Source organism: Paraburkholderia phymatum, from assembly GCF_040965635.1.
In the GTDB taxonomy this organism is placed as follows: Bacteria; Pseudomonadota; Gammaproteobacteria; order Burkholderiales; family Burkholderiaceae; genus Paraburkholderia; species Paraburkholderia phymatum_B.
Genome location: NZ_JBFRCH010000025.1, coordinates 71,151 through 97,750, shown reverse-complemented (window position 1 = coordinate 97,750; position 26,600 = coordinate 71,151). Strand labels below are relative to the sequence as shown.

Below are 26,600 nucleotides of genomic sequence, written 5' to 3'. Positions count from 1 at the left end.
GACACCATCGCGAAGCGCAGACGAAAAAAAACCCGCCGATGGCGGGTGTCAACAAATCAGGCGCTGATGCTTAGCGCTTGTTGACTGCGTCCTTGAACGCCTTGCCAGCCGTGAACTTGACGGTCTTTGCGGCCGGAATCTTGATGGTTTCGCCCGTCTTCGGGTTGCGGCCCGTACGCGCTGCACGCTTGCCCGAACCGAAGCTGCCGAAGCCGATCAACTGGACTGCATCACCCTTCGCCACAGCCTTCTTGATGACTTCAAGCAGCGTGTCCAGCGTTTCGCCGGTTTGAGCCTTGCTGGCGCCCGTCTGACCTGCGACGGCGTCGATCAGTTCCTGTTTGTTCATTAAGGTTCCTTTCTGGTTTAGGTTGACACGAACAGCGCGAACGCGCCGATTATACGTGCGCGCGCCGCGCCGTCGAGCAGCGACGGCTCGGGAATACCCCGCACTCCCGCGGCACGCCAGGCACCGCGCAGAGCACCGTGCTGCCGCTTCCCTCGCGGCGCTTGCTATGATAGCGCAGCGCAAACCCAATCTGGATAAGGGTTTCGAAGAATTACACGCTGCAACGCCTTATACAGCATGGAAAGCAGCTTTTTTGACTTCGAGCGCATCGAATAGACGCTATTGGCAGCGCTCAACGCCCCGTCAGCGTTGGTTTTTGCCAACGTTCGACCGGCCTGGAACGGCCTCCAGGCGGCGTCTGGACGGGCTTTAACGGGTATTGGCCCGGGCTTTCCGCGTCGCGATCAGCGTTGATGAGGACGTTCGCCGACACCGGCTTTCTCCCGGATTCCTCCCAAATACATTCTTCCGCACTGCATTTCATCGCGCATGACCGAGCCGCTCGTTCCCGCCGTACTTGCCTTTCGCGACAACGGCACACCGTATTCCCCGCGTTATGAAGACATCTATCACAGCGCGGTCGGCGCGCTTGAGCAGGCGGAGTATGTCTTTCTCAAAGGCAACGATCTGCCTGGACGCTGGCAAAAGCGGCGGCTCTTTACCGTGCTGGAGACGGGCTTCGGCATCGGCATCAACTTTCTCGCGACGTGGGCCGCATGGCGCGCGGACCCCGATCGCTGCGAGCGGCTGCACTTCGTCTCGACGGAAAAGCATCCGTTCTCGGCAGCCGATTTGATCGCGGCAAGCGCGCCGGCCGTTGCTGATACATCGATTGCGCCGCTCGCCCGGCAGCTCGCCGATGCGTGGCCGACGCTCGTGCCCGGCGTGCATCGGCTCGAATTCGAAGACGGTTGCGTAACACTCACGCTCGTCTTCGGCGATGCCGCGCAAACGCTCCACTCGCTCTGGCTGCGCGCCGATGCGTTCTATCTGGATGGCTTTTCGCCCGCCAGGAACCCTGAGCTATGGACGCCCGCGATCTTCAAGTCGCTCGCGCGCCTCGCCGGCGATCAGGCGACCTTCGCCACTTATACGAGCGCGGGCGAGGTCAAACGAGGGCTGCAGCAGGCCGGCTTCGAGTATCGGAAGGTCGACGGTTTCGGATGGAAGCGGGCGATGCTCGTCGGACGCTTTGCGCCGCGCTATCGCGTGCGGCGTCACGAGCCGCCGCTGCCGCTTGCCGTCGATGAACGGCATGCGATCGTCATCGGCACGGGGCTCGCGGGTTGCGCCGCGATCGAGCGTCTGACTGCGCGCGGCTGGCGCGTGACGTCGCTCGAACGGCATCCGACAATCGCCGGCGATGCATCCGGCAATCCCGCCGGCGTGTTTCATCCGATGATGTCGCGCGACGACAGCGTCGGCTCGCGCATCACACGCGCCGGCTTTCTCTATGCCTTGCGACATTGGTCGTCGCTCGAGCGGCGCGGTCATCGTCCTATGCGCGGGCCCGAAGGTCTTTTGCAAATCGCCGCCGACGAAGACGAAGCGTTGGCGATGGCTCGGGCGTTTGCCGCGTTCGCCTATCCACAGGACTACGTGACACCCGTTTCCTCCGACGATGCGCAGCGCATTGCCAACATGCGCGTTGCACGAGGCGGCTGGTTCTTTCCGCATGGCGGCTGGATCTCGCCTGCGTCGCTGTGCGCGGCGCAGTGCGATGCGTCGCACGCGTTGCTCGAGCGGCGCTTCAATGTCGAAGTGGCGCGCATCGAACGCATGGGCAACCAGTGGATCGTGCTCGGTGCTGAAGGCGCCGCGATCGCCAGCGCACCTGTCGTCATCTTTGCCAATGCGCATGAAGCGGCGCGTGTCGCCGGCTTGCGCCATGCGCCGACGCGCAGCGTGCGCGGCCAATTGACGCTGCTGCCCGAGAGCGCTGCAAAAGCGCTGCGCGTGCCCGTGATCGGCGAGGGATACGCGGTGCCGCTGCCCAACGGCGTCACGCTGACGGGCGCGAGCTACGACATCGACGATCCCGACATCGCCTTGCGCGCCGACGCGCATATCGAAAACGTCGAGCGCATCGCGTGCCTGCTGCCCGAGATGGGCGAAGCGATCGATACTGCCCGGCAGGCGTCGCTGGACGGGCGCGTCGGGTTTCGCTGCGTGGCGAGCGATCGCTTGCCGATGATCGGTGCGTTCGCCGACGAATCGGCCGCTATCCGCGACGCCGACAAGCTGCGCGGCGCGTGGCCGCTCGATCTGCCGCGTACACGGGGACTCTATGGCGCATTTGCGTTCGGCTCGCGCGGACTGATATGGGCTTCGCTCAGCGCGGAACTGATCGCGTCGCAGATCGAAGGCGAGCCCTGGCCGGTCGAGCGCGAACTCGCGGAAGCCCTCGACCCCGCGCGCTTTCTGCTTCGCGCGCTGCGTCAAGGGACGGCGCGCTGATCTTTCATTCCCGTCGAAAAGTTATCCACGGCAATCTGTGGATAACCGGGAGCATTGCACGCGAAACTCGTGTGGAATCGATGTGGACGTAAACGGGGTAACTCGACGGCTTCCGAATCAAGCAAAAAGTTATCCGCTGAAGCCTATCCGGCGCGCACATCAAACACATCCGGTTATGCGTTCGTCAAGACGCTGATTCGTTTCGGTAAACCCAGCTTGTCCACAGAAATGCGGCGGCCTTGTTAACTGCTACTACGTATACATACAGGTAAACCTACAGATGAGAAGCCCCCGGTCAATCGACGCGCGGCGGCATCGTTTTTCTCTGTGCAAAAGTCCGCTTTGCGAGCGAACGCTACGCGCGAAGGTTCAAAAGCGCAGGCGGCTTGAACGCCCGGACTCAATGACGATCCAACGCAGGATCTCTCCAGGCGAACCCGATATGAGTCGACGCAGCAAGGCGTTCAGCCGCAAGCAGCGGGCTAGCTGCGGTCGGTTTTTCCTGTTGTCAGATAATTAGCGTACGTTTTTACCGCTTTGACGTCTGTTCGACGCTTTTCCGTCAACCGTAAAAAAGCTATGGCACAATCGCCGTTCTTCCGCGTCGTGTTTTGCTTCAGCAACCGGCGCGCCAATGGAACGGTTGCCGGACCACCAGAATCTGATTCAAAAGTCGACGGCGCTCTTTTCACTCACGTCGGGCCGCCCGTAGTCACGCGGCATCGGCGTGTTCGTTTCAGTTTTTCATCCGATCGTTGACAACTCGCAACGCCGGCAGACGCGAACCAATCGCGGCAACGGACACAGCTTGCGCCTCGCGTGCCGCCGGCGTTTGCCCGTTCGCGTTGCCAGCGGTTGTCGTAAAGGAGAAGCCACCACGATGAAGTCGGCGTTTTCATTCTTTCCAGCCTGGCCGCTCACGCCCGATGCCATTTTCTGGGCGGGCCTCGCATTGCTCGCTGCGGGGCTCGTCGGCGAGTTGTGCTACCGCGCATGGCATCTTCCGCGCGTTTCCGGCTATGCCGTGATCGGACTGATCGCGGGCGCGGCGGGGTCCGGCGTGATCGACCCGGAGTCGTCGTCGGCCGCGCGTCCGTTGCTCGATGTCGCGCTCGGTCTTCTGCTGTTCGAACTCGGCAGCCGGCTGGACTTGCGCTGGATTCGCCGCAATACATGGCTCATCGTGTCGAGCGTCGCGGAATCGACGCTCACGTTCGTGCTCGTGCTGCTCGTGCTGTTGTTCCTGAAAGTGCCGACGGTGACGGCGCTCGTGCTCGCGTCGATCGCGATGGCGACGTCGCCCGCGATGGTGATCCAGCTGAAAACCGAGTTGCGCGCGGAAGGCCAGGTCACGCAGCGGCTGATGACGCTCACCGCGCTGAACAGCATGTATGCCGTGATCGTCGAAAAGCTCGCGTCGGGCTGGCTGCATCAGGAGGCCTACGGCAACCTGCTTGCGACGATTCTTCAGCCGCTTTATCTGCTGATCGGTTCGCTGATCCTCGCGTACCTGGTCGCGCGGGCCATCACGTTCTTTTACAAGCGTGTGAATCTTCAGGACGAGCACTCGTTCGTCGCGCTGTTCGGTCTCGTTCTGCTGGCGATCGCGGTCGCGCATGTCTTCAAGCTGTCGACAATACTTAGCCTGCTTGCCGCCGGCATCATCGTGAAGAATCTGGAAGCGCGTCCGCAGCTTTGGCCGCAGCATTTCGGCACGGCAGGCTGGCTGTTGACGGTGATTCTGTTCGTGCTCACCTTGACGACCTTCGAATGGAAGGACATCGTGATAGGCGGTATCGCGGCCGTCGGACTGATCGTCGCGCGGCTCATCGCGAAACTGGTCGGCGTGCTCGCGTTTGCCAGGCCTAGCGGTCTGAACATGAAGCAGGGCATGGCGCTCGGCCTGTCGCTGTCGCCGATGTCGGCGCTCGCGTATCTGCTCGTCGACGACACCTACCAGCTTTATCCAAATTTCGACCCGACGCTGCGCGCGATCGTCATGTGCACGATCGTCGTATTGCAGCTCGTCGGGCCCTGGCTCGTGTACCGCTCGCTCGCGCTCGTCGGCGAGCGGCGCGAGTGAATACTTATCAGCGCGGATGGGCGCGGCAAGATGAGCGCAACAACAAGGGCTGCAAAAAGCGCGGCAGATTTCTTGCGCGCCTCCCGCGCCTAGCCGCCGCATCCGACAGTCAATCCGGCCGGACGCGTTCGACATCGTTCGCCGTCCGGCCGACAAGAATCAGGAAACGCCATGTCACTCGAAGCCTTCGTCGATTCGAAACCGTTCACGTTCGGTGTCGAACTCGAGATGCAGGTCGTCAATACGCACGACTATGATCTGACCAAAGCGGGCACGGATCTCATGCGGCTCATCAAGGACGAAAAGATTCCCGGCAACATCACGCCGGAAATCACCGAAAGCATGATCGAGCTGTCGACGGGCATCTGCACGACGCACGAGCAGGCCGTCGCCGATTTGAGAGCGATTCGCGATGTGCTCGTCGCCGCAGCCGACCGCCTGAACGTCGGCCTGTGCGGCGGCGGCACGCACGCTTTCCAGCAATGGAGCGAACGGCAGATCGTCGATACGCCGCGCTTTCAATACCTTTCGGAACTCTACGGTTATCTTGCGAAACAGTTCACGGTGTTCGGCCAGCACGTGCACATCGGCTGTCCGGATGCAGATAGCGCGTTGTTCCTGCTGCATTCGATGTCGCGCTACATCCCGCATTTCATCGCGCTGTCGGCGTCGTCGCCGTTCGTGCAGGGCGTCGATACGGGCTTTCACTCGGCACGCCTGAATTCCGTGTTCGCGTTTCCGATGTCGGGCCGCGCGCCTTTCGTCCTCACGTGGGAAAGCTTCAAGGAATACTTTTCGAAGATGGTGCATACGGGCGTCGTCAACAGCATGAAGGACTTTTACTGGGACATCCGGCCGAAGCCCGGCTTCGGCACGATCGAAGTGCGGGTGATGGACACGCCGCTTTCGGTGGATCGCGCGGCCGCCATCGCGTGCTACATCCAGACGCTCGCGCGGCATCTGCTGCTCGACAAGCCCTTGACGCCAAAGGAAGACGACTACCTCGTCTACACGTTCAACCGCTTCGAGGCCTGCCGGTTCGGCCTCGCCGGCACCTGCATCGATCCGCAGACGGGCGAACGTCGCACGATTTCCGAAGACATCATCCACACGCTCGAACGCATCGCGCCTCACGCGGATGCGCTGGCTTCGGGCAACGCGCTGGAGGAAATCGGCGCGATCGCGCGCGGTCAGGAAAACGATGCGACGTGGCTGCGCAACGTCGTCAAGCAGGAAAAATCACTGCATGAGGTCGTGCGGCAGCAGTGCCTGCAATGGCGCGCGTGAGCCAGGCGGACCATTCGATGCGGTATGCGCTCCCGGCAGCCGAAGCTGCGCGACAAACAGGCGAAGGGACATCGCGCGGACGAACCCGCTTTGTTGCGGTTTTTTTTTGTCGAATGCCGGTGACGGGTGCTTCAGGTATTTCCAATTGTTTACGTATACAAACGTAGTAGTAGTTAACAAGCATTGCGTTTGCCTGTGGACAACCGAATAATTCCCTGAAAACTCAATGCACTGCGTAAACGATAACCGAGCGGATCGGCCGTGCAGCGCGACCGGGAACCTGGGACAACGATTTGCCTGAGCTTCGTCAGAGCTCGTGTTATCAAGAATCGGCACACAAGTCGTCCCGGTCTTTTCCCGGGGTTATCCACAGATTGCATGGGATAACTTAGCTGTACGATTCGCCGCTCTCGAATAGAATGTCGTTTTTCGTCGTTGCGGCCCGTCTTCGGGCAGGAAAGCGAAACAGTCGCAAACGGAACACAGAGCGTTAGCAGCACCTGTGCAAGCGGCCGAACAGGCCTGCATCACAGGTATTTTTTGAGATAGTAGATATTGGCGAGCCGGATCGACCGGCGAATCGTCGTCCCCAACAGACTGTCGGCGCGCCGGCATCGCATATCGGATGTCGACGTGCAACGGCATGCAGTCAACAAACGAACGAAAGACTATGAGCGAAGGCGTATACGGAGAGCAGGCAACCGGGCGGGTGACCCACAGCCTGTTGCGACTCAGCACGGCTATGCGGAGCCAGGCATGGGAGTGGGCGGAAGGCGCGGGTTTGACGCCGACTCAAGGCGAGATCCTCGTGCTGCTGATGCAGCGCAAGGGGCCGATGCGTCTCGGCGAAATCGCGCGCGAAACCGCGCTGACGGCCGCGACCACGAGCGATGCTGTGAGCACGCTGGAAAGCAAGGGCCTGGTGGAAAAGCGCCGCGCCCTCGACGACGGACGAGCGCTCGCCGTGCGTCTGACGGCACGGGGCCGCACTGCGGCCAAGCGCGCCGCGCAATGGCCGGACTTTCTTGCGAAGGCGGTTGGCACGCTGCGCGACGAAGAACAATCGACGTTCTATCGCACGCTGCTGAAGACCGTGCGCCAGCTCGAAGTGCAAGGCCACATTCCGCCGCACCGGATGTGCGTGACCTGCACGCATTTCGACCCGAGCAAGAACCCGAAGAAAGCGGCGCATCGCTGCATGCTGCTCGAGCTGTCGATGGCAGACACCGATCTGCGTCTGGACTGCTCGGTGCACGAGACGGCTGACGCCGCCACGCAGAAAAAGACCTGGAAGATCTTCGCGCAGCAAGCCTGAGTCGGCTAAACTGCGAAGCCGGCCGCCGATCGATCGGCGCCGGCTGAACGCGCGTCGCCTGTGCATCGGCAGGCGGCGTGTCTTCCGACGCGTCGTTCGGCGTGTTTAGTCAACCTGACGGTGGGATTTGCCGATGAATCACGAAGTTCTGGCCATTCGCCACGTGCACTTCGAGGATCTGGGCAGTCTCGAACGGGTGCTCGGCGACCGGGGGCGGCCCGTCCGTTATCTCGACGTCGGCTTTGCGCGCATCGAGGCGCCGGACCCCGTGATGCCATCGCTCATGGTGATTCTCGGCGGCCCGATCAGCGCGTACGACGACGACCGTTACCCGACCCTCGGGCCGCTCGTCGCGATGATCGAAAAGCGTATCGCAGCGGGCTTGCCTACGCTCGGCATCTGTCTTGGCGCGCAACTGATCGCGCGCGTGCTCGGCTCGCGCGTCTATCCGTCGGGCAACACCGAAATCGGCTGGACGCCGCTGACGCTCACCGACGCGGGCAAGCGTTCTCCGCTGCGCCATCTCGACGGCGCGCACACGTCGATGCTTCATTGGCACGGCGATACATTCGATCTTCCGCAAGGCGCGGTGCATCTTGCATCGACGCCCGCCTGTCAGAACCAGGCCTTTTCATGGGGCAAGCACGTGCTTGGCCTGCAATGCCATCCGGAGATCCGCACCGACCGATTCGAGCCGTGGCTGATCGGAAATGCCGGCGAAATTGCAGGTCATGGCCTCGACGTGCGCAAGCTGCGCGCCGATACGGCCAGGCACGGCCCGAAGCTTGAGGCCGCGGCCCGCACGATGTTCGGTGAATGGCTCGATCAGCTCGCAACGAAGTCCTGAATCTTCCGATAGACCGCCGTGGATAGCTGCGTGATTACCGTCGATGCCGTGCTGACCGGCAAGATTGCGCCGCTCGGCGAGCATGGCAAGACGAGCGCAATTGGCAAGACGCCCGTCGAGGGGCGCGTGTGGCTCGGCGAAACGGGACTCGAAGGCGATCAGCAAGCCGAACTCAAGCATCACGGCGGTCCCGAAAAGGCGCTGCATCACTATGCGTTCGATCACTACGCGGCGTGGCGCGCGCAATGGCAGGACGGCGCGTTCGGTCTCGCGCGGCTCGATGGCCCCGGCGCGTTCGGCGAGAACATCAGCACGTCCGGCATGACGGAAACGAACGTCTGCGTCGGCGACGTGTACCGGATCGGCGGCACGATCGTGCAGGTGTCTCAGCCGCGACAGCCGTGCTGGAAACTGAACCTGCGTTTCGGCCGCGCCGACATGTCGCGCGCGGTGCAGGACACGCGCCGCACCGGCTGGTATTACCGCGTGCTCGAAGCGGGTGAGATCGGCGCGGGCGATACGATCGAACGGCTCGCGCGTCCTCATGCCGAGTGGACCGTCGAGCGTCTGTTGCGCGTGCTGTACGTCGATCGCGATGATCTGCGCGCGCTCGAAGGCATGGCGAAGCTCGATACGCTCACGGCTTCGTGGCGAAAGATCGCGATCAGGCGCATCGAAAGCGGCCAGGTCGAGTCGTGGACGAAGCGCCTCGACACGCCCGCTGCTCAACTCTGATTCTGCTGATTCATTTCATTCGCCGCGCGGTTCTCATGTGAAGGCTGCGAAGCGGGCGACCGTCTGCAGCAAATCGGACCGGGTGCTATCCTCAATCGCTCTTGAGTTTGAACGGGCATCCCCAAGCCATGAGCGCTCTCTTCACTCCGCTCACGCTGCGTAGCGTGACGCTGCCAAACCGCATCGTCGTGTCACCCATGTGTCAGTACTCCGCCGAACGCGGCGAAGCGACGGCGTGGCACATGATTCATCTCGGTCATCTCGCGCTGTCGGGTGCGGGCATGCTGTGCGTCGAAGCGACGGCTGTCGAGCCCGATGGCCGCATCACGCCCGCCGATCTCGGTCTGTGGGACGACGCGACGGAAGAAGCGCTGAAGCCCGTGCTCGCCGCGATCCGCAAGCATTCGAAGGTGCACGTCGCGATGCAGCTGTCGCATGCGGGCCGCAAGGCATCGAGTCACGTGCCGTGGGAAGGCGGGCAACTGATACCCGTCGCCGAAGGTGGCTGGCTCCCGCACGCGCCATCGGCGCTGCCACACAAGGCTGGCGAAGAGCCGCCGCTTGCACTCGACATTCCTGGTCTCAATCGCATCCGCGAAGCGTTTGCGGCGACAGCGCGCCGTGCCGCGCGTCTCGCCATCGATGCACTCGAAGTGCACGCCGCGCACGGTTATCTGCTGCATCAGTTCCTGTCGCCGCTCGCCAACCAGCGTAGCGACGAATACGGGGGCTCGCGCGAAAACCGCATGCGTTTTCCGCTCGAAATCTTCGACATCGTGCGTGCGGCGTTTCCCGCCGACAAGCCGGTCGGCGTGCGCGTGTCGGCGATCGATTGGGTCGACGGCGGCATCACGATCGAAGACACGATCGCGTTTGCGCAAGAGTTGAAGAAGCGCGGTTGCGACTGGATCGACGTGTCGTCGGGTGGCGTGTCGCCGTTGCAGAAGATTCCGCTCGAGCCCGGTTATCAGGCGCCGTACGCGAAAGCGGTGAGGGCGGCGACGGGCATGACGACGATCGCCGTTGGCCTTATCACGGACCCCGAGCACGCCGACGGCCTCATCGAAGAAGGCGACGTGGATCTCGTCGCGATGGCGCGCGCGATGCTCTATGATCCGCGCTGGCCGTGGCACGCGGCTGCGAAGCTCGGCGCGAGCGTCGATGCCCCGCCGCAATACTGGCGTTCGCAACCGCGTGATCAAAAGACGCTGTTCGGCGACATCTCGTTCGGCCAGCGCTGACACGTTCGCTTTGCCGCGCGAAGGATTTGCCGTGAACCGTTCACTGCAATTGCGGATGGTCATGTTTGACGGTTGAACGAAGGCGCATCATCCGTGTACGATTTCGGTTGTGACGCTTCGTGCATCACATGTCGACGCGGCGCCAGCACGGCGCCGCGTTTGCTATCCGCGTCGGAAAACCAGCGTGACGGACGCGGCACACACGTCGGCATCGCCGAACAAGAGCTTGCTCACCCAACGTTCTACAAAGGATTGATTCAATGAGTTCACGCAGGATCGCTGTGCGTCAATCGGGCGTGCACGGCAAAGGCGTGTTTGCACTCGAACCGATCGCGGCCGGCGAGCGGCTGATCGAATACAAGGGCGAACGGATCTCGTGGAAGGAAGCGTTGCGGCGCCATCCTCACAATCCGGACGAACCGAATCACACGTTCTACTTTGCGCTCGACAACGGGGACGTGATCGACGGCAAGGTGAAGGGCAATAGCGCTCGCTGGATCAACCACTCGTGCGCGCCGAACTGCGAGGCGGAAGAAATCGACGGCCACGTATATATCGACGCGTTGCGCAATATCGACGCCGGCGAAGAACTGTTCTACGACTACGGACTCGTGATCGACGCGCGGCAGACGAAGAAGCTGAAGAAAGAATACGAGTGCCGCTGCGGCGCGCGCAAATGCCGGGGCACGATGCTCGCCGAGCCGGACAAGAAAAGCGAGAAGAAGTCGAAGAAGAAAAAGTGAGCTGCGCGCTGCCGTGACGAAGGCAGCGCGTTCATGATCCCGCTATCCGACAGTAGTCACGGATCGACCGGCGCATGCGCCGGTTTTTTTGTATCGCGCACGGAATCGCGCTCGACCAGCACGGCGCCCGTCGCGACAGGAAGGCGCACGATGAAGCGCGCGCCGCCTTCGGGCGCATCTTCGTAATGCACGCTGCCACGATGCAGCACCATGATGTCGTGCACGATGGCAAGGCCGAGACCCGCGCCGCCATCGACGCTCCCGTCGCTCTGCCCCTGGCCGTCGCCGCGGAAGAAGCGCTTGAAGAGATCGGGCTGCTGTTTCGGCGGCACGCCGGAGCCGTTGTCCTCGACGGTGACTTCCGCCATCGCGACGCCATCCACCTCGGTCTGCGAGACCGTCATCGTGATGCGCGCGCCGTCGAGCCGCGCTGGCGGCACATACTTCAACGCGTTGTCGAGCAGATTCGCGATCACTTCGCGCAGCAAGACGGGATTGCCGCGCGCGACTAGCGGATGATCGTTCGACGGATCGTCGAGCCGTTGAAAACCGAGATCGACATGCACGGCGAGCGCGCGCGGCACCCATTCGGCGCCCGTGTCGAACGCGAGCGACGCGACATCGAGATTGACGAAACGCGCGGCCTGTTCGCCCGGCTCGGCGCGCGCCAGCGACAGCAACTGGTTCGACAGACGCACTGCGCGATCGGCGGCCGCGCGCAGTTCCTTGACGGCCGCGAGCGTCTGCTGCGGATCGCGTGCGACGGCCGCCTGCTCCGCATGCAGCTTGATCGCGGTGAGCGGCGTGCGCAGCTGATGCGCGGCGTCAGCGATGAATTTGCGCTGCGCGTCGAGCGCGGTTTTCAGGCGGTCGAGCAAACCGTTCAGCGCGCCCGTCAGCGGACGGATTTCGACGGGAACGAAGGTTTCGTCGACGGGTTCGAGCGATGTGTGCGTCTGCCGGTTCAGCGAATCGGCGAGATCGGTGAGGGGGTTGAGCTGCTGGTTCACGACGCGCCATACGATGACCCAGCCCGCGAGCAGCAGAAGCAGCAGCGGCATCATGATGGCGATCAGAAACTCGGCGGCGATGCGAAAGCGATGACGCACAGGCTGGCCGACTTCGATGACGACGGGATTGCCCGTCGGCTGATCGACGCGCACCTGTGCGACGCGCACGGCCGTGCCTTCGTGCTGCGTTTCGAATACGTACGCGTAGTGCATGCGCCTCACGTTCGTGCCTTGCAGCGGCAGCTTCGGGTCGCCGGCGATTTCGGCATCGCCCGTGCTGATCCGGTACACGAGCTGTTCGACGGGATCGGAGAACATCGCCTGCGCGAGCGGCGGCACCGTGATCGGCGCCTCGGGACCGGCGATCTGGATCTGCTTCGAAATGGCCGTGGCGAGATCGGCGAGCGAACGGTCGACGACATGCTGCGTGTATTGCCACGCGAGCCAGTAGGCGATGAGGCCGCTCATTAGCGCGAGCAGCGAAAGCGGAGCGGCGAGCCGGCGCAGCAGCTGGCGGCGCAGGCTATTCGCGGCGGGATAGGGCATGATCGAACCCGCGATAAAAGGCTGGCGCCGACTGACGATCGGCAGCATCAGCGCACGTTTGAACGGCGGGTTTCAGCGGCGCGCGCTCGACGGGTCGCACGAGGCATGCACATATGCAACGCGAGGCTCGCGCGATCCTGGCTGGCCGCTGCCGGGCTGAATGGCACAGGCGACCGCCGCGCATTTCGATGCGCTCGCGGTCGCCTGTCGGACAGCCCGGACGCCGTCAGACCAGACGGTCTGACGACAATTATGACGCCTGTCGGATTTCCTGGAGCAGATAGCCGAAGCCACGCACCGTGACGATCTCGACGCGGCAGTTCTCCAGTTTCTTGCGCACGCGATGCACATAGACTTCGATGGCCGTATCGCCGAGGTCGCCGCCGAAATGCGTCAGATGATCCTGCAGTTGCGCCTTGCTGACGACGCGGCCATGGCGCAGCAGCAGCATTTCGAGCACGGCGAATTCGCGCGGCGACAGTTCGAGCGGCTTGTCGTCGTTGAAGATGCGGCGATCGACGCCCGACAGACGCACGCCGCCCAGCGACACTTCGGGACGCGGCATGTCGCCGTGCGGCCCGCTGCGGCGCATCACGGCGCGAATGCGCGCTTCGAGTTCGGCGGGCTCGAACGGCTTGAGCATATAGTCGTCGGCGCCGGAGTTGAGGCCCTGCACCCTGTCGTTCAGCTCGTCGCGCGCGGTCAGCACGATCACGGGCGTATGACGGTTGCTCTGACGGAAGCGCGAGAGCAGCGTCATGCCGTCGATGCCAGGCAAGCCCAGATCGAGGATCACGAGTTCGTGGCGGTTTTGCGTGAGGGCCTGTTCGGCGAAGATGCCGTCGTGGACCATGTCGACCGTAAAGCCGGCTTGTTCGAGACTGCTTTGGATGCCGCGTGCGATTGGGCGGTCATCTTCGATCAGAAGGAGTCGCATGGATTTCGCTCAAGTACAATGGGTTAGGCATGAGGCACGCGGTTCGCCGGGGCGCCTGCTGCACAGAATGCCGTGCGACGTGCCGTTCGATACGGCCTTCGACAGATCAGCAAGCCATGTCCGATATTACGATCTACGAACTGGAAGCCGCGATCAATTTCTGGCGTACCCGCTCGCCTTCGAGCGGCGACGAACTCGTTCTGTGCAAGGAGGCAAGCGCGCTCTCCAAGCCGTATGCGCTGATGATTGTACAGCGTCAGACGGTGCTGACGCAGGAAGGTTTGGACGAGAATGCCCGCGCCGCGTGGGATTCTTACGTGTCCATTAAAATGGCCTAACGAAGTGAAGGTTTGGTCGCCTGATGACCTGCAAAACGCTTTCACTTCGGGCTTTCATCCGTATTTTCCGGCGTGAACCGTTTTGTTCGGATCAACCTGCTGCGCATCACTTCGGCATTATTTCCCGCTAGCCACTTCGTCGATAAAACGCGCGAGCCGGATGTCACGCTCGGTGACTCCGTTCGCATCGTGCGTCGACAGCGTGATCTCGACGTTGCTGTAGACGTTGAACCATTCCGGGTGATGGTCCATCTCCTGCGCCTTGATCGCGACGCGCGTCATGAAGCCGAATGCTTCGTTGAAGTCGGCGAATCTGAATTGCCGCGTGATCGCATCGCGGCCATCGACGTTCTGCCAGCCGTTCAGTTGCGCGACCTGTGTCACGCGTTCATCGGAAGAAAGTTTCTGGATCGTCATCGTGTCACCTGTTGAGGCCGCGCGCGCTGGCGCAGCGCCCGCGCACGGAGTTGTTCTATTTTTTCACGGTTGAAAGTGCGTTGCTGGGGGCCGCGTCAGACGTCGCCGTCCGACGCCCAGCCTTCGCCTGTGCCGCGCGTGATGACACGATCCGTCGCCCGCACGTCGCCCGCCGGAAGCGGCGTCGCGTCGGCGAGCCTGGCCAGCAGCGGCGCGAAATCGGTGCGCGCGACGTCGAACAGTTGCGAGAAATCATCGATGACGAAGTAGGTCTTCTGGAACGTGTCGATTCTGTATTGCGTCTGCATCACGCGCTCGAGGTCGAACGCGATGCGGTTAGGCGCGTCGCTCTGCTGGCTGTAGAGCGTTTCGCCCTTGCTCGACACGATCCCCGCGCCGTAGATCTTCACGCCGTTCGGACTCGCGGTATCGCGGATCAGACCGAACTCGACCGTGTACCAGTAGAGACGCGCGAGCAGCGGCAACGCATTTGCATCGCGCGCGGCGAGGGCGGCGCGGCCATACGCGTGCATGTAGTCGGCGAAAACGGGGTTGATCAGCAGCGGCACATGGCCGTACAGGTCATGAAAACAGTCGGGTTCCTGCAGATAGTCGAGCTGATCGGGGCGGCGCATCCACCAGGTGACAGGAAAGCGGCGGTTCGCCATATGCTCGAAGAACACCTGATCCGGCACGAGGCCCGGCACGGCGACGATTCGCCATCCCGTCGCGGGCATCAACTGCTCGTTGATCGCCTCGAACGAGGGCACGCTTTCCGGCGACAGATTCAGGCGCTCGACGCCTTCCAGAAACGCGTCGCAGACTCGCCCTTTGAGCAGCGCCGTCTGCCGCGTGTAGAGCTGCTTCCATACCGCATGATCGACCGCGCCGTAGCGATGAATCGGCTGGTCGATGGTGAAGTCCGCGCGGATTTCGAGGCCGGCGTCGAATTGCTCCTTGAGCTTCGCGGTGTTCGTAACGGACATGGCTTGCTGCACCTGCTTCGGTCGGGGAATTGGACCGTGCAAGTTTAGAGCGGGCGGGACGCGGAAAGGGCGCAAGTTCGGCGCGGCATAACTTGCTGATGCGATAATCACGCATCAAGCGGCTAAAAGATGCGGAGAAATCACATGGTAGAGTTCGACCACTTCGATCTGGCGCTTCTCGACGTGCTACAGCGCTTCGGGCGCGCGACACACCAGCAACTCGGCGAACAGGTGCCGCTGTCGCCGTCGCAGATCGGGCGGCGCTTGCAACGGCTCGAGGCAATCGGCGTGGTCGACGGCTATCGCGTCGTTCTGCGGCCGGAAAAGCTCGGGCTTGGCGTAACTGCGTTCACGAGCCTGAAGCTGAAGCATCACGGCGATTCGATCATCGAGCAGTTCCAGCAACAGATCGACGTGCTGCCCGAGGTGCTCGAATGTCACGCCGTGGTCGGCGATGCGGACTATCTGCTGCGCATCGTGGCGCCGGATCTGAACGCGCTGTCGTCGTTCGTGATGAAAAAGCTGATGCGTGTGCCAGGCGTCGACAGCGTGCGCTCGAACATCGTGCTGACGACGTTCAAGCGCAACGGCCCGCTGCCGCTCGGTCATCTGTCGCCGGGCGCGCCAGCCGCATGACCAGCGGGCCCTTTGCGGATCAGGCGGCCTTCAACGGCTCCTGATTCAGCATGTCGACATACGCGACCGCGACGAGATCCGATTCAGGCACGCCGAGCTTCGCGAACATCGCGTGCGCTTCGGCCTCGCCACCTTCTTCGTCGTCATCCTGCGCGAGCACGACTTCGAGCTCGACGAAATCGCCGAGGCCATCCACCCGATCCAGATGAATCCGCGTGCGTCCGACGATATAGACGTGGCGCTCCTTCGTGACGATCCCGCGCGTTGTGAGCGCCGTGGCGAGCAGCGAGTGCATCGCCTCGGGGTTCGTCACCGGGCTGCGCGTGTAGTACGACGCTTTCGGGCCGTCGCGGTCGTCGCGCTGATAGAAGATCAGTTCGGCGGGCGTGCCGTCGTCGAACTGGCGCAGCTTCAGACGGCCGCGCGGCACGTCATAGAAGAAGTCCTGCTGGCGGAAAATCAGCGGAGCGTCAGGCGAAAGGGCTGCGGCGCGCTCGCGAAGCTGCTCGAATTGCTGCGCGCGGGCTTTGATTTCGATGTTGCGTGCCATGTGTAGCTCCTGTCGGAAGGTGAGCGTGAACGGTTTCTGACAACGGGACCGCTTGCCTCGATGAGCTGAGTGGGCCCCGCCGATCGTCAGAGGCCCGTCAGAGCCAAAAAGGGATTTGAAGCGGGACTTGAAACGGGACTTGAAGCGAATTCAAGAAACAGAGGGAAAACGGCAAAGCGTCAATCTAGCAAAAAGCTCATGACGATGTAGTTAAAGGCCATGGCGCCTGAAGGGTCCTCAAAGACGCGGAAAATGCCGCAGTGTCATGAGGTCGGCTCATATCGCGCGATGCGGCCCGTCGTGTGCATACAAGCGCTCGCTGCTCAGGTCGACCACTGCTGTTCGATTAGCTTCAACGCGGCGGCGATCGCCGGCTCATCCTTATGCGCGGCGAGCGTGATGAACGTCAGTTCGGTCGGCACGGTCACGCCTTCGACGATCGTCAGCGCATGCGTGTGCGCTTCGGCAAGCGCGGTCGAATCGCGCGCGAGCGTGAGTCCGACGCCCGATTTGACGAGATCGAGCATCGACGGTTCCTGGTCCACTTCGGCGACCTTGATAGGCTTGACGCCGGCCTCGGCGAAGCGGCGCGTGAGCAGCCGGTTGTGCGCGGACGCGGGCGGCGTCCAGATCCACGGCAGCGCAGCGAGCGCGCGCCAGTCGTGCGCGCCTTTCACGCGATCCTTCCAGCCGGCGGGCGCGAGCACGCGATACTGAAAGTGCGTCAGCGTGACGGCATGGAAGATGGCGCCGTCGCGCGCTTCGTCGTCGGCGGGCTGGCCGATGTAATAACCGACGTCGAGTTCGCCTGCCCGCACCTGATCGCGCACCCAGCCCGACATGCCGTGCCGCAACTGCGTTTCGATATGCGGCCACGTTTCGACGAGTTGCTTGAGAAATCCACCGAGCCGCAGAAACGCCGGGTCGAGTATCGTGCCGATGCGCAAGCGCCCGCGCACTTCCTGACGCAGCGTGGCCGCCGCGCGTTCGACGTCGCTCGCGGCCGCGAGCGCGCGCTCCGCGTGAGGCAGCAGCGCCTGTCCGTCGCGCGTAAGCGTGAGCCCATGAGACGTGCGCGTGAACAGCGCCACGCCGAGCGCAGCCTGTAGGTTCTTTATCTGCAGGCTGACGGCCGGCTGGGTCAGGTGCAATTGCGCCGCGGCGCGCGTCAGATTGCCTTCTCGCGCGACCGTTGCGAATGCGCGGAGCAAGGTCAGGTCCATCCGTTGATATTAACGCGCCTTATATCGCAGTTGAGCATTACTCATTGGATTCAGGAGGCGTTTGCCGATTACGCTTGAATGACGATGTGAAGGGCGCGTGTATTGCGCCGCAGCATCGACTACCAAAAGCACCACTTCGCAACTACTTGCATGGGACTGGGGTAAGCGCTAAAGCGCCAACTCCGATCGATACAGGAGACACCATGAGCGAGACCGATCAGACCCGGGCGCAAGCGCGCGCGCTAACGCATATGATCAACGGCCGTCCCGTCGATGGCACGAGCCAGCGCTTCGGCGACGTGTTCAATCCGGCGACGGGCGACGTGACGTCGCGCGTGCCGCTCGCGAGCGTCGCGGAAGTGGATGCGGCCGTCGCCGCCGCTAAAGCCGCGTTTCCCGCATGGAGCGAAACGGCGCCGATCAAACGCGCACGCGTGCTCTTCAAGTTCAAGGAGTTGCTCGACCGTCACCACGACGAACTCGCCGAACTGATTACGCGCGAGCACGGCAAGGTGTTCTCTGATGCGAAGGGCGAAGTGATGCGCGGCATCGAGATCGTCGAGTTCGCGTGCGGCATTCCGAACCTGCTAAAGACGGATTTCACCGATCAGATTGGCGGCGGCATCGACAACTGGAATCTGCGTCAGCCGCTGGGTGTCGTCGCGGGCATCACGCCGTTCAATTTCCCGATGATGGTGCCGTGCTGGATGTTCCCCGTCGCGATCGCGTGCGGCAATACGTTCGTGCTGAAGCCGTCTGAACGCGATCCTTCGGCATCGAACCGCGTTGCCGAACTGCTGAAGGAAGCAGGCTTGCCGGACGGCGTATTCAACGTCGTGCATGGCGACAAGGTGGCCGTCGATGCGCTGCTCGCGCATCCCGACGTGAGCGCGCTGTCGTTCGTCGGCTCGACGCCGATTGCCGAATACATCTACACGGAAGGCACGAAGCACGGCAAGCGCGTGCAGGCCCTGGGCGGTGCGAAGAACCACCTCGTCGTGATGCCGGATGCCGATCTCGATCAGGCTGTCGATGCGCTGATCGGCGCGGCCTATGGTTCGGCGGGCGAGCGCTGCATGGCGATTTCGGTGGCCGTTGCGGTTGGCCACATCGCCGACGAACTCATCGAGAAGCTCACGCCGCGCGTGAAGTCGCTGAAGATCATGAACGGCATGGAAGCGGAGGCCGAAATGGGTCCGCTCGTCACGGCCGCGCATCGCGAGAAGGTGTCGGGTTATATCGATGCGGGTATCGAGGCGGGCGCAAAACTCGTCGTCGATGGACGCGGTCATCAGGTGCCGGGTCACGAAAAGGGCTTCTTCCTTGGCGGCACGCTGTTCGACGACGTGAAGACCGACATGAAGATCTATCGCGAAGAGATTTTTGGTCCGGTGCTGTGTGTCGTGCGCGTGCCCGATTTCGCTTCCGCCGTCGAGCTGATCAACAAGAACGAGTTCGCGAATGGCGTGTCGTGCTTCACGTCGGATGGCGGCATCGCGCGCGCGTTTTCGCGGCAGATTCAGATCGGCATGGTCGGCATCAATGTGCCGATTCCCGTGCCGATGGCGTGGCACTCGTTCGGCGGCTGGAAGAAGTCGCTATTTGGCGATCACCATGCCTATGGCGAAGAAGGCGTGCGCTTCTATACGCGCTACAAGAGCGTGATGCAGCGCTGGCCGGACAGTATCGCGAAGGGCGCTGAGTTCACGATGCCCGTTGCGAAGTAAGTGGCTTCGGCGCAATAGCAGAGCAATGGCATTGTCCTCGTTCGAGGGCAATGCCGTGCAGCACAGTAGAAGAAAGCACGAGACGCACCGAACGCCCAAGCCGCAATGAGACGCCATGCAACGTGGCCATGCGAAGGAGACAAGGGTGAGCACGACAGAAGCATCGCGCGCAACGAGCGCAAGAAAACTAGAAGGCGAGTTCGATTACATCATCATCGGCGCGGGTACGGCAGGCTGCGTGCTCGCCAATCGCCTGAGCGAAGATCCCGACGTCACCGTGCTGCTGCTCGAAGCCGGCGGCAAAGACGACTATCACTGGATTCATGTGCCCGTCGGCTACCTCTATTGCATCGGCAATCCGCGCACTGACTGGCTCTATAAAACGCGCGCAGAACCCGGACTCAACGGACGTGTGTTGTCCTACCCACGCGGCCGTGTATTGGGCGGCTGCTCGTCGATCAACGGCATGATCTACATGCGCGGCCAGCGCGAGGACTACGACGAATGGGCGCGCGTGACGAACGATCCGTCGTGGTCGTGGGATGCCGTGCTGCCTGTCTTCAAGCGTAGCGAAGATCACCACGGTGGCGCGAATGAATTTCACGGCGCGGGTGGTCAATGGCGCGTCGAAAAGCAGCGCCTCAAATGGAAGATCCTGGAGAAGTTCGCTGAAGCCGCGCAGGAAACAGGCATTCCCGCCACCGACGATTTCAATCGCGGCGACAACACGGGCGTCGGCTACTTCGACGTGAACCAGAAGCGCGGCATTCGCTGGAACGCGTCGAAGGCGTTTCTGCGCCCCGCGATGCAGCGGTCGAATCTCACCGTCATTACGGGCGCGCACACGCAGCGCTTGGTGTTCGAAGGCAAGCGCTGCGTGGGTGTCGAATATCGCGGCGACAATGTCGAGTACTTCGCGAAGGCGCGCATCGAAGTCGTCATGAGTTCGGGCGCGGTGAACTCGCCGCAATTGCTCGAGCTGTCGGGCATCGGTAACGGCGCGCGTTTGCAGGGCCTGGGCATCGAAGTGGTGAAGGATCTGCGCGGCGTCGGCGAAAATCTTCAGGACCATTTGCAGCTGCGGATGGCGTACAAGGTGCACGGCGTGCGCACGTTGAACACGGCCTCGGCGCATTGGTGGGGCAAGATGATGATCGGCCTGCAATATCTGTTGATGCAGAGCGGGCCGATGTCAATGTCGCCGTCGCAGCTCGGTGCATTCGCGAAGTCCGATGTCGACGACGGATCGCTCACGCGTCCCGACCTCGAGTATCACGTGCAGCCGCTTTCGCTCGACAAGTTTGGCGAGCCGCTGCATCGCTTCAATGCGTTCACGGCATCCGTGTGTCATTTGCGGCCTACATCGCGCGGCAGCATTCACATCGAGTCGCGCGATCCGCATGCACCACCGTTGATCGCGCCGAATTATCTGTCGACGTATTACGACCGTCATGTGGCCGCTAATGGATTGCGTCTCACGCGCCGTATCGCGGCCGCGCCTGCGTTGCAGCGATACAGGCCAGAAGAAATCTTGCCCGGCATCCAGTTTCAAAGCGAGGAAGAATTGCAGATCGCCGCGGGCAATGTCGGCACGACCATCTTCCATCCTGTCGGCACATGCCGCATGGGCACGGCCGATGATCCAGGCGCCGTAGTCGACAGCCGCTTGCGCGTGCTTGGTGTCGAAGGACTGCGCATCGTGGATGCATCCGTGATGCCGACCATCACATCGGGCAACACGAACTCGCCGACATTGATGATCGCTGAGCGCGCGAGCGACATGATTCGCGCCGACCGTCGCGCGCGAAGAGACGCTGTCACGATCGAAACGCATGCCGCGTCTACGATGTCCGTTGCATGACACGCAACGTTTAACGTTTCATTCGGCAAAGGTCGCATTAAACACTAAGTGCAAATCCCAATGATTGCGCTGCATCATTGGCGAGACAATGGCATCCATGCTGCGTGGTGCGGCATGGATGACCGTCCGCGTTGGTGCACCACGCCACGATTGGCTCGGGGACGTCTTCGCCAATGAACAGTCGCGCCGGATCCTCGCGCGAAATAAAACGCGGTAGTGCTTCGCCTTACTTCGCATGGAAGGGAACATGATTCTCGGCGATACGATACTCGAAACGCGCGGGCTCACACGTGAGTTCAAAGGTTTCACCGCAGTCAACAGTGTGAACCTTCGCGTGAAGCGCGGTTCTATCCATGCGCTCATCGGGCCGAACGGTGCGGGCAAGACCACCTGCTTCAATCTGCTCACCAAATTTCTCGTGCCCACTGCGGGTCAGATCGTCTTTAACGGCGTCGACATCACGGGCGAGCGTCCGGCGCAGATCGCACGTCGCGGCATCATCCGTTCATTCCAGATTTCCGCTGTATTTCCACATCTGACGGCATTGCAGAATGTGCGCATCGGCTTGCAGCGTCAGCTGGGCACAGCATTTCACTTCTGGAAGAGCGAGCGCACGTTGAGTCAACTCGATGACCGCGCAATCGATTTGCTGACGCAGGTCGGTCTGACCGATTTCGCCGACGTGCGCACCGTCGAACTGTCGTATGGCCGCAAGCGCGCGCTCGAAATCGCGACGACGCTCGCGATGGAACCTGAACTGATGCTGCTCGATGAACCGACGCAAGGCATGGGTCACGAAGACGTGGACCGCGTGACTGCGCTGATCAAAAAAGTATCGAGCGGCCGCACGATCCTGATGGTCGAACACAACATGAATGTGATTGCCGGCATCTCCGACACGATTACCGTCCTGCAACGCGGCGAGGTGCTCGCCGAAGGCACGTACGCGGAAGTCTCGAAGAATCCGCTCGTCATGCAAGCCTATATGGGCAGTGCGGACGCGGCGCTTGCCGGAGCGCATGCATGAGCACAGTGAGCGAACAGGAAAACCCGGCAGTCAGTGTGGTGAGCGGCGAACCGGCGCTGGAAATCGCCGGCTTGCAGGCGTGGTATGGCGAATCGCACATTCTGCACGGCGTCGATTTGACCGTGAGTCGAGGCGAAGTCGTCACGCTGCTCGGCCGCAATGGTGCGGGCCGCACCACGACGCTGCGCGCAATCATGGGACTGACGGGGCGTCGCACGGGCTCGATCCGCGTCGGTGGGCGCGAAACGATTTCGATGCCGACGCATCGAATCGCTCACTGCGGCGTCGGTTACTGTCCGGAAGAGCGCGGCATTTTTTCGAGCCTGTCGTGCGAAGAAAATCTGCTGCTGCCGCCGCCCGTCGGCGACAAGTCGTTGATGATGTCGGTCGACGAGATCTACCAGATGTTTCCCAATCTCCAGGAACGGCGGATGAGCCAGGGCACGCGTCTGTCGGGCGGCGAGCAACAGATGCTCGCTGTCGCGCGCATTCTGCGTACGGGCGCGAACCTGCTGTTGCTCGATGAAATCTCCGAGGGACTTGCGCCTGTGATCGTGCAAGCCCTCGCCCGCATGATCGTGACGTTGAAGGCGCGCGGCTACACGATCGTCATGGTCGAACAGAACTTCCGCTTTGCCGCGCCGCTCGCCGATCGTTTCTATGTGATGGAGCATGGGCGCATCGTCGAGCACTTCGGCGCCAAGGACCTCGAAAGCAAAATGCCGGTGCTGCACGATCTGCTCGGGGTGTAAGCACCAACCTGATTGCCTCTGACAACCACAACGCAGAACGAAGGAGACAGTAATGAAAAGGAAGACACTCGCGCCGCTGGCCCGGATCGCGTCAATCTGTTTTGCGGCGGCCGCAAGCGTCGCATTGACGACGGGCAGCGCGCGGGCTGCCGACGATGCAGTGAAGATCGGTTTCATCACCGACATGTCGGGTCTTTATGCCGACATCGACGGGCAGGGTGGTCTCGAAGCGATTCGCATGGCAGTGGCGGATTTCGGCGGCAAGGTGAACGGCAAGCCGATCCAGGTCGTGTATGCGGACCACCAGAACAAGGCCGACATCGCCGCTTCGCGCGCGCGTGAATGGTTCGACCGCGATGGCGTCGACTTGCTGATCGGCGGGACGAACTCGGCGACGGGTCTGTCGATGAACCAGGTCGCGGCCGAGAAGCACAAGGCCTACATCAGCATCGGCGCGGGCGCCGATACGCTCACGAACGAGCAATGCACGCCGTACACGATTCACTATGCGTACGACACGACGGCGCTCGCGAAGGGCACCGGCTCGGCCGTGACGAAGCAGGGCGGCAAGACGTGGTACTTCCTGACGGCGGACTACGCGTTCGGCAAGGCGCTCGAAAAGGCGACCAGCGACGTCGTGAAGGCCAATGGCGGCCAGGTGGTCGGCGCGGTGCGTCACCCATTGTCGGCATCGGACTTCTCTTCGTTCCTGTTGCAGGCGCAAGCATCGAAGGCTCAGATTCTCGGCCTCGCGAACGCGGGTGGCGACACGATCAACGCGATCAAGGCCGCGAAGGAATTCGGCATCACGAAGTCGATGAAGCTCGCCGCGCTGCTGATCTTCATCAACGATATCCACAGCCTCGGCCTCGAAACGACGCAAGGCCTCGTGCTGACGGACAGCTGGTACTGGAACAAGGATGCCAACACGCGCAAGTGGGCGCAGCGCTACTTCGACAAGATGAAGAAGATGCCGTCGAGCCTGCAGGCGGCCGACTATTCGGCGACGATGACCTACCTGAAGGCAGTGCAGACGGTCGGCTCGACAGACGCCGACAAGGTGATGGCGCAACTGAAGAAGCAGAAGATCGATGACTTCTATGCAAAGGGCTACATCCGTCAGGACGGCAGCATGATCCACGACATGTACCTGATGCAGGTGAAGACGCCGGCCGAGTCGAAGGAGCCGTGGGATTACTACAAGATCACTGCCACGATTCCGGGGGAACAGGCCTTTACGACGAAGCAGGAAACGCGCTGCGCGCTGTGGAAATAAGCGGCGCCGAGGAGCGCCTGCTGGTCTGATTCATCGAGACAAAGCGGGCGTCGATGTTCTGCGTGCTGGACGCGTCGGGCCTTCACAGGCCTGATGCGTGCATGCCGCTTTCACTTTGACGACGGCTTCAATGGATATCTTTGGCATTCCGCTACCGGCGATGCTCAGCCAGCTCCTGCTCGGACTCGTGAACGGTTCCTTCTACGCGATCCTGAGTCTTGGACTGGCCGTGATCTTTGGTCTTCTCAACGTGATCAACTTCGCGCACGGCGCGTTGTTCATGCTGGGTGCGATGCTCACGTGGATGGGCCTGTCGTATTTCAGTCTGCCGTACTGGGTGATGCTCGTCCTTGCGCCGCTGATCGTCGGGCTTTTCGGCGTGTTGATCGAACGCTCGATGCTGCGCTGGCTGTACAAGCTCGATCACCTCTATGGCCTTCTGCTCACGTTTGGTCTCACGCTGGTCGTCGAAGGCATGTTCCGTTCGATCTACGGCTCGTCGGGGCAGCCGTACGACGTGCCGTCGCTGCTTGCGGGAGCAACCAATCTGGGCTTCATGTTCCTGCCGAACTATCGGGCCTGGGTGGTCGTCGCGTCCTTGATCGTATGTTTCGCGACGTGGTTCGTGATCGAGAAGACGAGCCTCGGCGCATATCTGCGCGCGGGTACGGAGAACCCGAAGCTCGTCGAAGCATTCGGTGTGAACGTGCCGGTGATGATCACGCTGACGTACGGCTTCGGCGTCGCGCTGGCCGCATTTGCGGGCGTGCTCGCCGCGCCCGTGATCCAGGTTTCGCCGCTGATGGGCCAGCCGATGATCATCACCGTGTTCGCCGTCGTCGTGATCGGCGGGATGGGGTCGATCATGGGCTCGATCCTCACGGGCCTGCTGCTCGGTGTGATCGAAGGGTTCACGCGCGTGTTCTATCCGGAAGCGTCGGCGACCGTGGTCTTCGTGATCATGGCGCTCGTGTTGCTCGTGCGTCCGGCAGGTCTCTTCGGCAAGGAAAAATGATGCAGAGAAAAGCGCTCTACAGTTTGCTGCTGATCGCGCTCATCGCTGCGCCGTTCGTCGGCGCATACCCTGTATTCGTGATGAAAGTGCTGTGCTTTGCGCTGTTCGCGGCCGCATTCAATCTTCTTATCGGCTATACGGGCCTGCTGTCGTTCGGCCACGCAATGTTCCTGGCGACGGCCGGCTATATCACCGGCTACGCGATCCAGACGGTGGGCCTGTCGCCCGAGCTCGGTGTGATCGCGGGCACCGCGGCGGCGACGTTGCTGGGTCTGGTCGTCGGCCTGTTCGCGATTCGCCGCCAGGGCATTTACTTCGCGATGGTGACGCTCGCGCTTGCGCAGATGGTCTACTTCGTGTTCCTGCAAGCGCCGTTCACGCACGGCGAAGACGGGCTGCAAGGCGTGCCGCGTGGCAAGCTGTTCGGCGTGCTGAGCCTTTCATCGGATCTGACGCTGTACTTCATCGTGCTCGTCGTGATGGTGCTGGCGTTTCTGTTGATCGTGCGCGTCGTGCATTCGCCGTTCGGGCAGGTGCTGATAGCGATCAAGGAAAACGAGCCGCGTGCGATCTCGCTAGGCTACGACACCAACCGCTTCAAGCTGCTGGCGTTCGTTCTGTCGGCGGGTCTCGCGGGTCTTGCTGGGGCGCTGAAGGTGCTCGTGCTGGGCTTCGAAACGCTCGGCGACGCATACTGGACGATGTCGGGCCTCGTCGTGCTGATGACGCTGGTGGGGGGCATGGGCACGCTGTTCGGGCCGCTGCTCGGCGCCGCGCTGATTGTCGCGCTAGAGGACCGGCTCGGCGATATTGGCGGTGCAATTGCGTCAGTGACGGGCGTCGACTGGTTTCATTCGCTCGGCGAGTCCGCGACGATCGTGATGGGGATCATCTTCATTCTTTGCGTGCTGGCGTTCAGGCGCGGCATCGTCGGCGAGATCGTTCAGCGCTTCAAACCGCTGCGGGCGTGAGTGGATTGCGAAATTGTTTCGTTATCCAAATCAATCGCGCAATGCGGCTGATCTGCGCCGAAAACGAAGTGAAAATACAAGAACCCGCCCCATTTTTGTGCGGCACTGCACCACTAGGGTAAATGCTAGTTGCCCGTTAAACGGCCCCCGTTTAATCTTCACACAGTTCTGATGCACCGAATTTAGCAGGTGGAGAACGAGGAGACAATGAGGCACTCAGTGCCCATACAAAAGCGCTGTTGGATCTAATCCAACAGCGCTTTTTACTTTC

The 26,600-nt window shown here is 62.0% G+C and carries 23 protein-coding genes and 1 pseudogene; 17 read left to right on the top strand and 7 right to left on the bottom strand.

The window, feature by feature from the left end; translation table 11 throughout:
* Nucleotides 1-70: 70 nt before the first annotated feature.
* A complete protein-coding gene (locus AB4Y32_RS30065) occupies nucleotides 71-349 on the bottom strand; it encodes an HU family DNA-binding protein (RefSeq protein WP_007581741.1) in 279 nt (92 codons plus the stop codon).
* A gap of 489 nt (nucleotides 350-838) precedes the next feature.
* Between AB4Y32_RS30065 and mnmC the strand changes: the two genes are divergently transcribed.
* From mnmC to AB4Y32_RS30025, 8 genes are all read left to right on the top strand, one after another.
* On the top strand, nucleotides 839-2,806 hold the full coding sequence (gene mnmC, locus AB4Y32_RS30060) for a bifunctional tRNA (5-methylaminomethyl-2-thiouridine)(34)-methyltransferase MnmD/FAD-dependent 5-carboxymethylaminomethyl-2-thiouridine(34) oxidoreductase MnmC (RefSeq protein WP_368724807.1): 1,968 nt from the start codon (nucleotides 839-841) through the stop codon (nucleotides 2,804-2,806).
* Between the two features lie 880 nt (nucleotides 2,807-3,686).
* Nucleotides 3,687-4,889 (top strand): cation:proton antiporter, encoded by a 1,203-nt coding sequence (locus tag AB4Y32_RS30055; protein WP_368724806.1) that lies wholly within the window; start codon nucleotides 3,687-3,689, stop codon nucleotides 4,887-4,889.
* A gap of 171 nt (nucleotides 4,890-5,060) precedes the next feature.
* Nucleotides 5,061-6,176 carry a YbdK family carboxylate-amine ligase gene (locus tag AB4Y32_RS30050; protein WP_368724805.1) on the top strand — a complete coding sequence of 372 codons (1,116 nt, stop codon included), beginning with the start codon at nucleotides 5,061-5,063 and terminating at the stop codon, nucleotides 6,174-6,176.
* A gap of 670 nt (nucleotides 6,177-6,846) precedes the next feature.
* Nucleotides 6,847-7,491, top strand: coding sequence for a MarR family winged helix-turn-helix transcriptional regulator (locus AB4Y32_RS30045; RefSeq protein ID WP_368724804.1), 645 nt, complete (start codon nucleotides 6,847-6,849; stop codon nucleotides 7,489-7,491).
* A gap of 133 nt (nucleotides 7,492-7,624) precedes the next feature.
* Nucleotides 7,625-8,338, top strand: a complete 714-nt coding sequence (locus AB4Y32_RS30040; protein ID WP_368724803.1) for a glutamine amidotransferase — start codon at nucleotides 7,625-7,627, stop codon at nucleotides 8,336-8,338.
* A 30-nt stretch (nucleotides 8,339-8,368) separates the two neighbouring features.
* Nucleotides 8,369-9,073, top strand: coding sequence for an MOSC domain-containing protein (locus AB4Y32_RS30035; RefSeq protein WP_368724802.1), 705 nt, complete (start codon nucleotides 8,369-8,371; stop codon nucleotides 9,071-9,073).
* Nucleotides 9,074-9,201: 128 nt separating this feature from the next.
* Complete coding sequence (locus tag AB4Y32_RS30030) at nucleotides 9,202-10,314, top strand: NADH:flavin oxidoreductase/NADH oxidase (protein WP_368724801.1); 1,113 nt, start codon at nucleotides 9,202-9,204, stop codon at nucleotides 10,312-10,314.
* A gap of 260 nt (nucleotides 10,315-10,574) precedes the next feature.
* A complete protein-coding gene (locus AB4Y32_RS30025) occupies nucleotides 10,575-11,057 on the top strand; it encodes an SET domain-containing protein (RefSeq protein WP_368724800.1) in 483 nt (160 codons plus the stop codon).
* A 56-nt stretch (nucleotides 11,058-11,113) separates the two neighbouring features.
* On the opposite strand, the gene AB4Y32_RS30020 is transcribed toward AB4Y32_RS30025, so the two are convergent.
* Together AB4Y32_RS30020 and AB4Y32_RS30015 are read right to left on the bottom strand one after the other, a co-directional pair.
* On the bottom strand, nucleotides 11,114-12,613 hold the full coding sequence (locus AB4Y32_RS30020; RefSeq protein WP_368724814.1) for a sensor histidine kinase N-terminal domain-containing protein: 1,500 nt from the start codon (nucleotides 12,611-12,613) through the stop codon (nucleotides 11,114-11,116).
* Between the two features lie 250 nt (nucleotides 12,614-12,863).
* The gene (locus AB4Y32_RS30015; protein WP_007581727.1) at nucleotides 12,864-13,550 is read right to left on the bottom strand and encodes a response regulator transcription factor; all 687 of its coding nucleotides are present in this window, start codon (nucleotides 13,548-13,550) and stop codon (nucleotides 12,864-12,866) included.
* A gap of 116 nt (nucleotides 13,551-13,666) precedes the next feature.
* Here AB4Y32_RS30015 and AB4Y32_RS30010 point away from each other — a divergent pair, with 116 nt between their 5' ends.
* Nucleotides 13,667-13,888, top strand: coding sequence for a DUF3717 domain-containing protein (locus AB4Y32_RS30010; protein ID WP_368724799.1), 222 nt, complete (start codon nucleotides 13,667-13,669; stop codon nucleotides 13,886-13,888).
* A gap of 117 nt (nucleotides 13,889-14,005) precedes the next feature.
* Here the strand turns inward: AB4Y32_RS30010 and AB4Y32_RS30005 are convergent.
* Both AB4Y32_RS30005 and phhA read right to left on the bottom strand, forming a co-directional pair.
* Nucleotides 14,006-14,329: pseudogene (locus AB4Y32_RS30005) on the bottom strand (4a-hydroxytetrahydrobiopterin dehydratase); the annotation flags it as partial.
* A 71-nt stretch (nucleotides 14,330-14,400) separates the two neighbouring features.
* Nucleotides 14,401-15,291: a phenylalanine 4-monooxygenase gene (gene phhA / locus AB4Y32_RS30000; RefSeq protein ID WP_368724798.1), complete on the bottom strand. Its 891-nt coding sequence runs from the start codon at nucleotides 15,289-15,291 to the stop codon at nucleotides 14,401-14,403.
* Nucleotides 15,292-15,435: 144 nt separating this feature from the next.
* Between phhA and AB4Y32_RS29995 the strand changes: the two genes are divergently transcribed.
* On the top strand, nucleotides 15,436-15,927 hold the full coding sequence (locus AB4Y32_RS29995; protein WP_368724797.1) for an Lrp/AsnC family transcriptional regulator: 492 nt from the start codon (nucleotides 15,436-15,438) through the stop codon (nucleotides 15,925-15,927).
* 19 nt (nucleotides 15,928-15,946) lie between these two features.
* On the opposite strand, the gene AB4Y32_RS29990 is transcribed toward AB4Y32_RS29995, so the two are convergent.
* Together AB4Y32_RS29990 and AB4Y32_RS29985 are read right to left on the bottom strand one after the other, a co-directional pair.
* Nucleotides 15,947-16,477, bottom strand: coding sequence for a class IV adenylate cyclase (locus AB4Y32_RS29990; RefSeq protein ID WP_368724796.1), 531 nt, complete (start codon nucleotides 16,475-16,477; stop codon nucleotides 15,947-15,949).
* A gap of 323 nt (nucleotides 16,478-16,800) precedes the next feature.
* A complete protein-coding gene (locus AB4Y32_RS29985; RefSeq protein WP_368724795.1) occupies nucleotides 16,801-17,700 on the bottom strand; it encodes a LysR family transcriptional regulator in 900 nt (299 codons plus the stop codon).
* Between the two features lie 203 nt (nucleotides 17,701-17,903).
* On the opposite strand from AB4Y32_RS29985, the gene AB4Y32_RS29980 reads away from it, so the two are divergent.
* The 7 genes from AB4Y32_RS29980 (at nucleotide 17,904) to AB4Y32_RS29950 (ending at nucleotide 26,329) form a co-directional block, all read left to right on the top strand.
* Nucleotides 17,904-19,427 carry a CoA-acylating methylmalonate-semialdehyde dehydrogenase gene (locus AB4Y32_RS29980; RefSeq protein WP_368724794.1) on the top strand — a complete coding sequence of 508 codons (1,524 nt, stop codon included), beginning with the start codon at nucleotides 17,904-17,906 and terminating at the stop codon, nucleotides 19,425-19,427.
* Nucleotides 19,428-19,572: 145 nt separating this feature from the next.
* Nucleotides 19,573-21,288 (top strand): GMC family oxidoreductase, encoded by a 1,716-nt coding sequence (locus tag AB4Y32_RS29975; RefSeq protein WP_368724793.1) that lies wholly within the window; start codon nucleotides 19,573-19,575, stop codon nucleotides 21,286-21,288.
* Nucleotides 21,289-21,535: 247 nt separating this feature from the next.
* Nucleotides 21,536-22,315 carry an ABC transporter ATP-binding protein gene (locus AB4Y32_RS29970; RefSeq protein WP_090870649.1) on the top strand — a complete coding sequence of 260 codons (780 nt, stop codon included), beginning with the start codon at nucleotides 21,536-21,538 and terminating at the stop codon, nucleotides 22,313-22,315.
* Nucleotides 22,312-23,067, top strand: a complete 756-nt coding sequence (locus AB4Y32_RS29965; RefSeq protein WP_368724792.1) for an ABC transporter ATP-binding protein — start codon at nucleotides 22,312-22,314, stop codon at nucleotides 23,065-23,067. Before AB4Y32_RS29970 ends, AB4Y32_RS29965 begins: the two co-directional genes overlap by 4 nt.
* 52 nt (nucleotides 23,068-23,119) lie before the next feature.
* Nucleotides 23,120-24,343, top strand: coding sequence for an ABC transporter substrate-binding protein (locus tag AB4Y32_RS29960; protein ID WP_368724791.1), 1,224 nt, complete (start codon nucleotides 23,120-23,122; stop codon nucleotides 24,341-24,343).
* 130 nt (nucleotides 24,344-24,473) lie between these two features.
* Nucleotides 24,474-25,358, top strand: a complete 885-nt coding sequence (locus tag AB4Y32_RS29955; protein ID WP_368724790.1) for a branched-chain amino acid ABC transporter permease — start codon at nucleotides 24,474-24,476, stop codon at nucleotides 25,356-25,358.
* Nucleotides 25,358-26,329, top strand: coding sequence for a branched-chain amino acid ABC transporter permease (locus tag AB4Y32_RS29950; protein ID WP_368724813.1), 972 nt, complete (start codon nucleotides 25,358-25,360; stop codon nucleotides 26,327-26,329). Before AB4Y32_RS29955 ends, AB4Y32_RS29950 begins: the two co-directional genes overlap by 1 nt.
* Nucleotides 26,330-26,600: the final 271 nt, after the last annotated feature.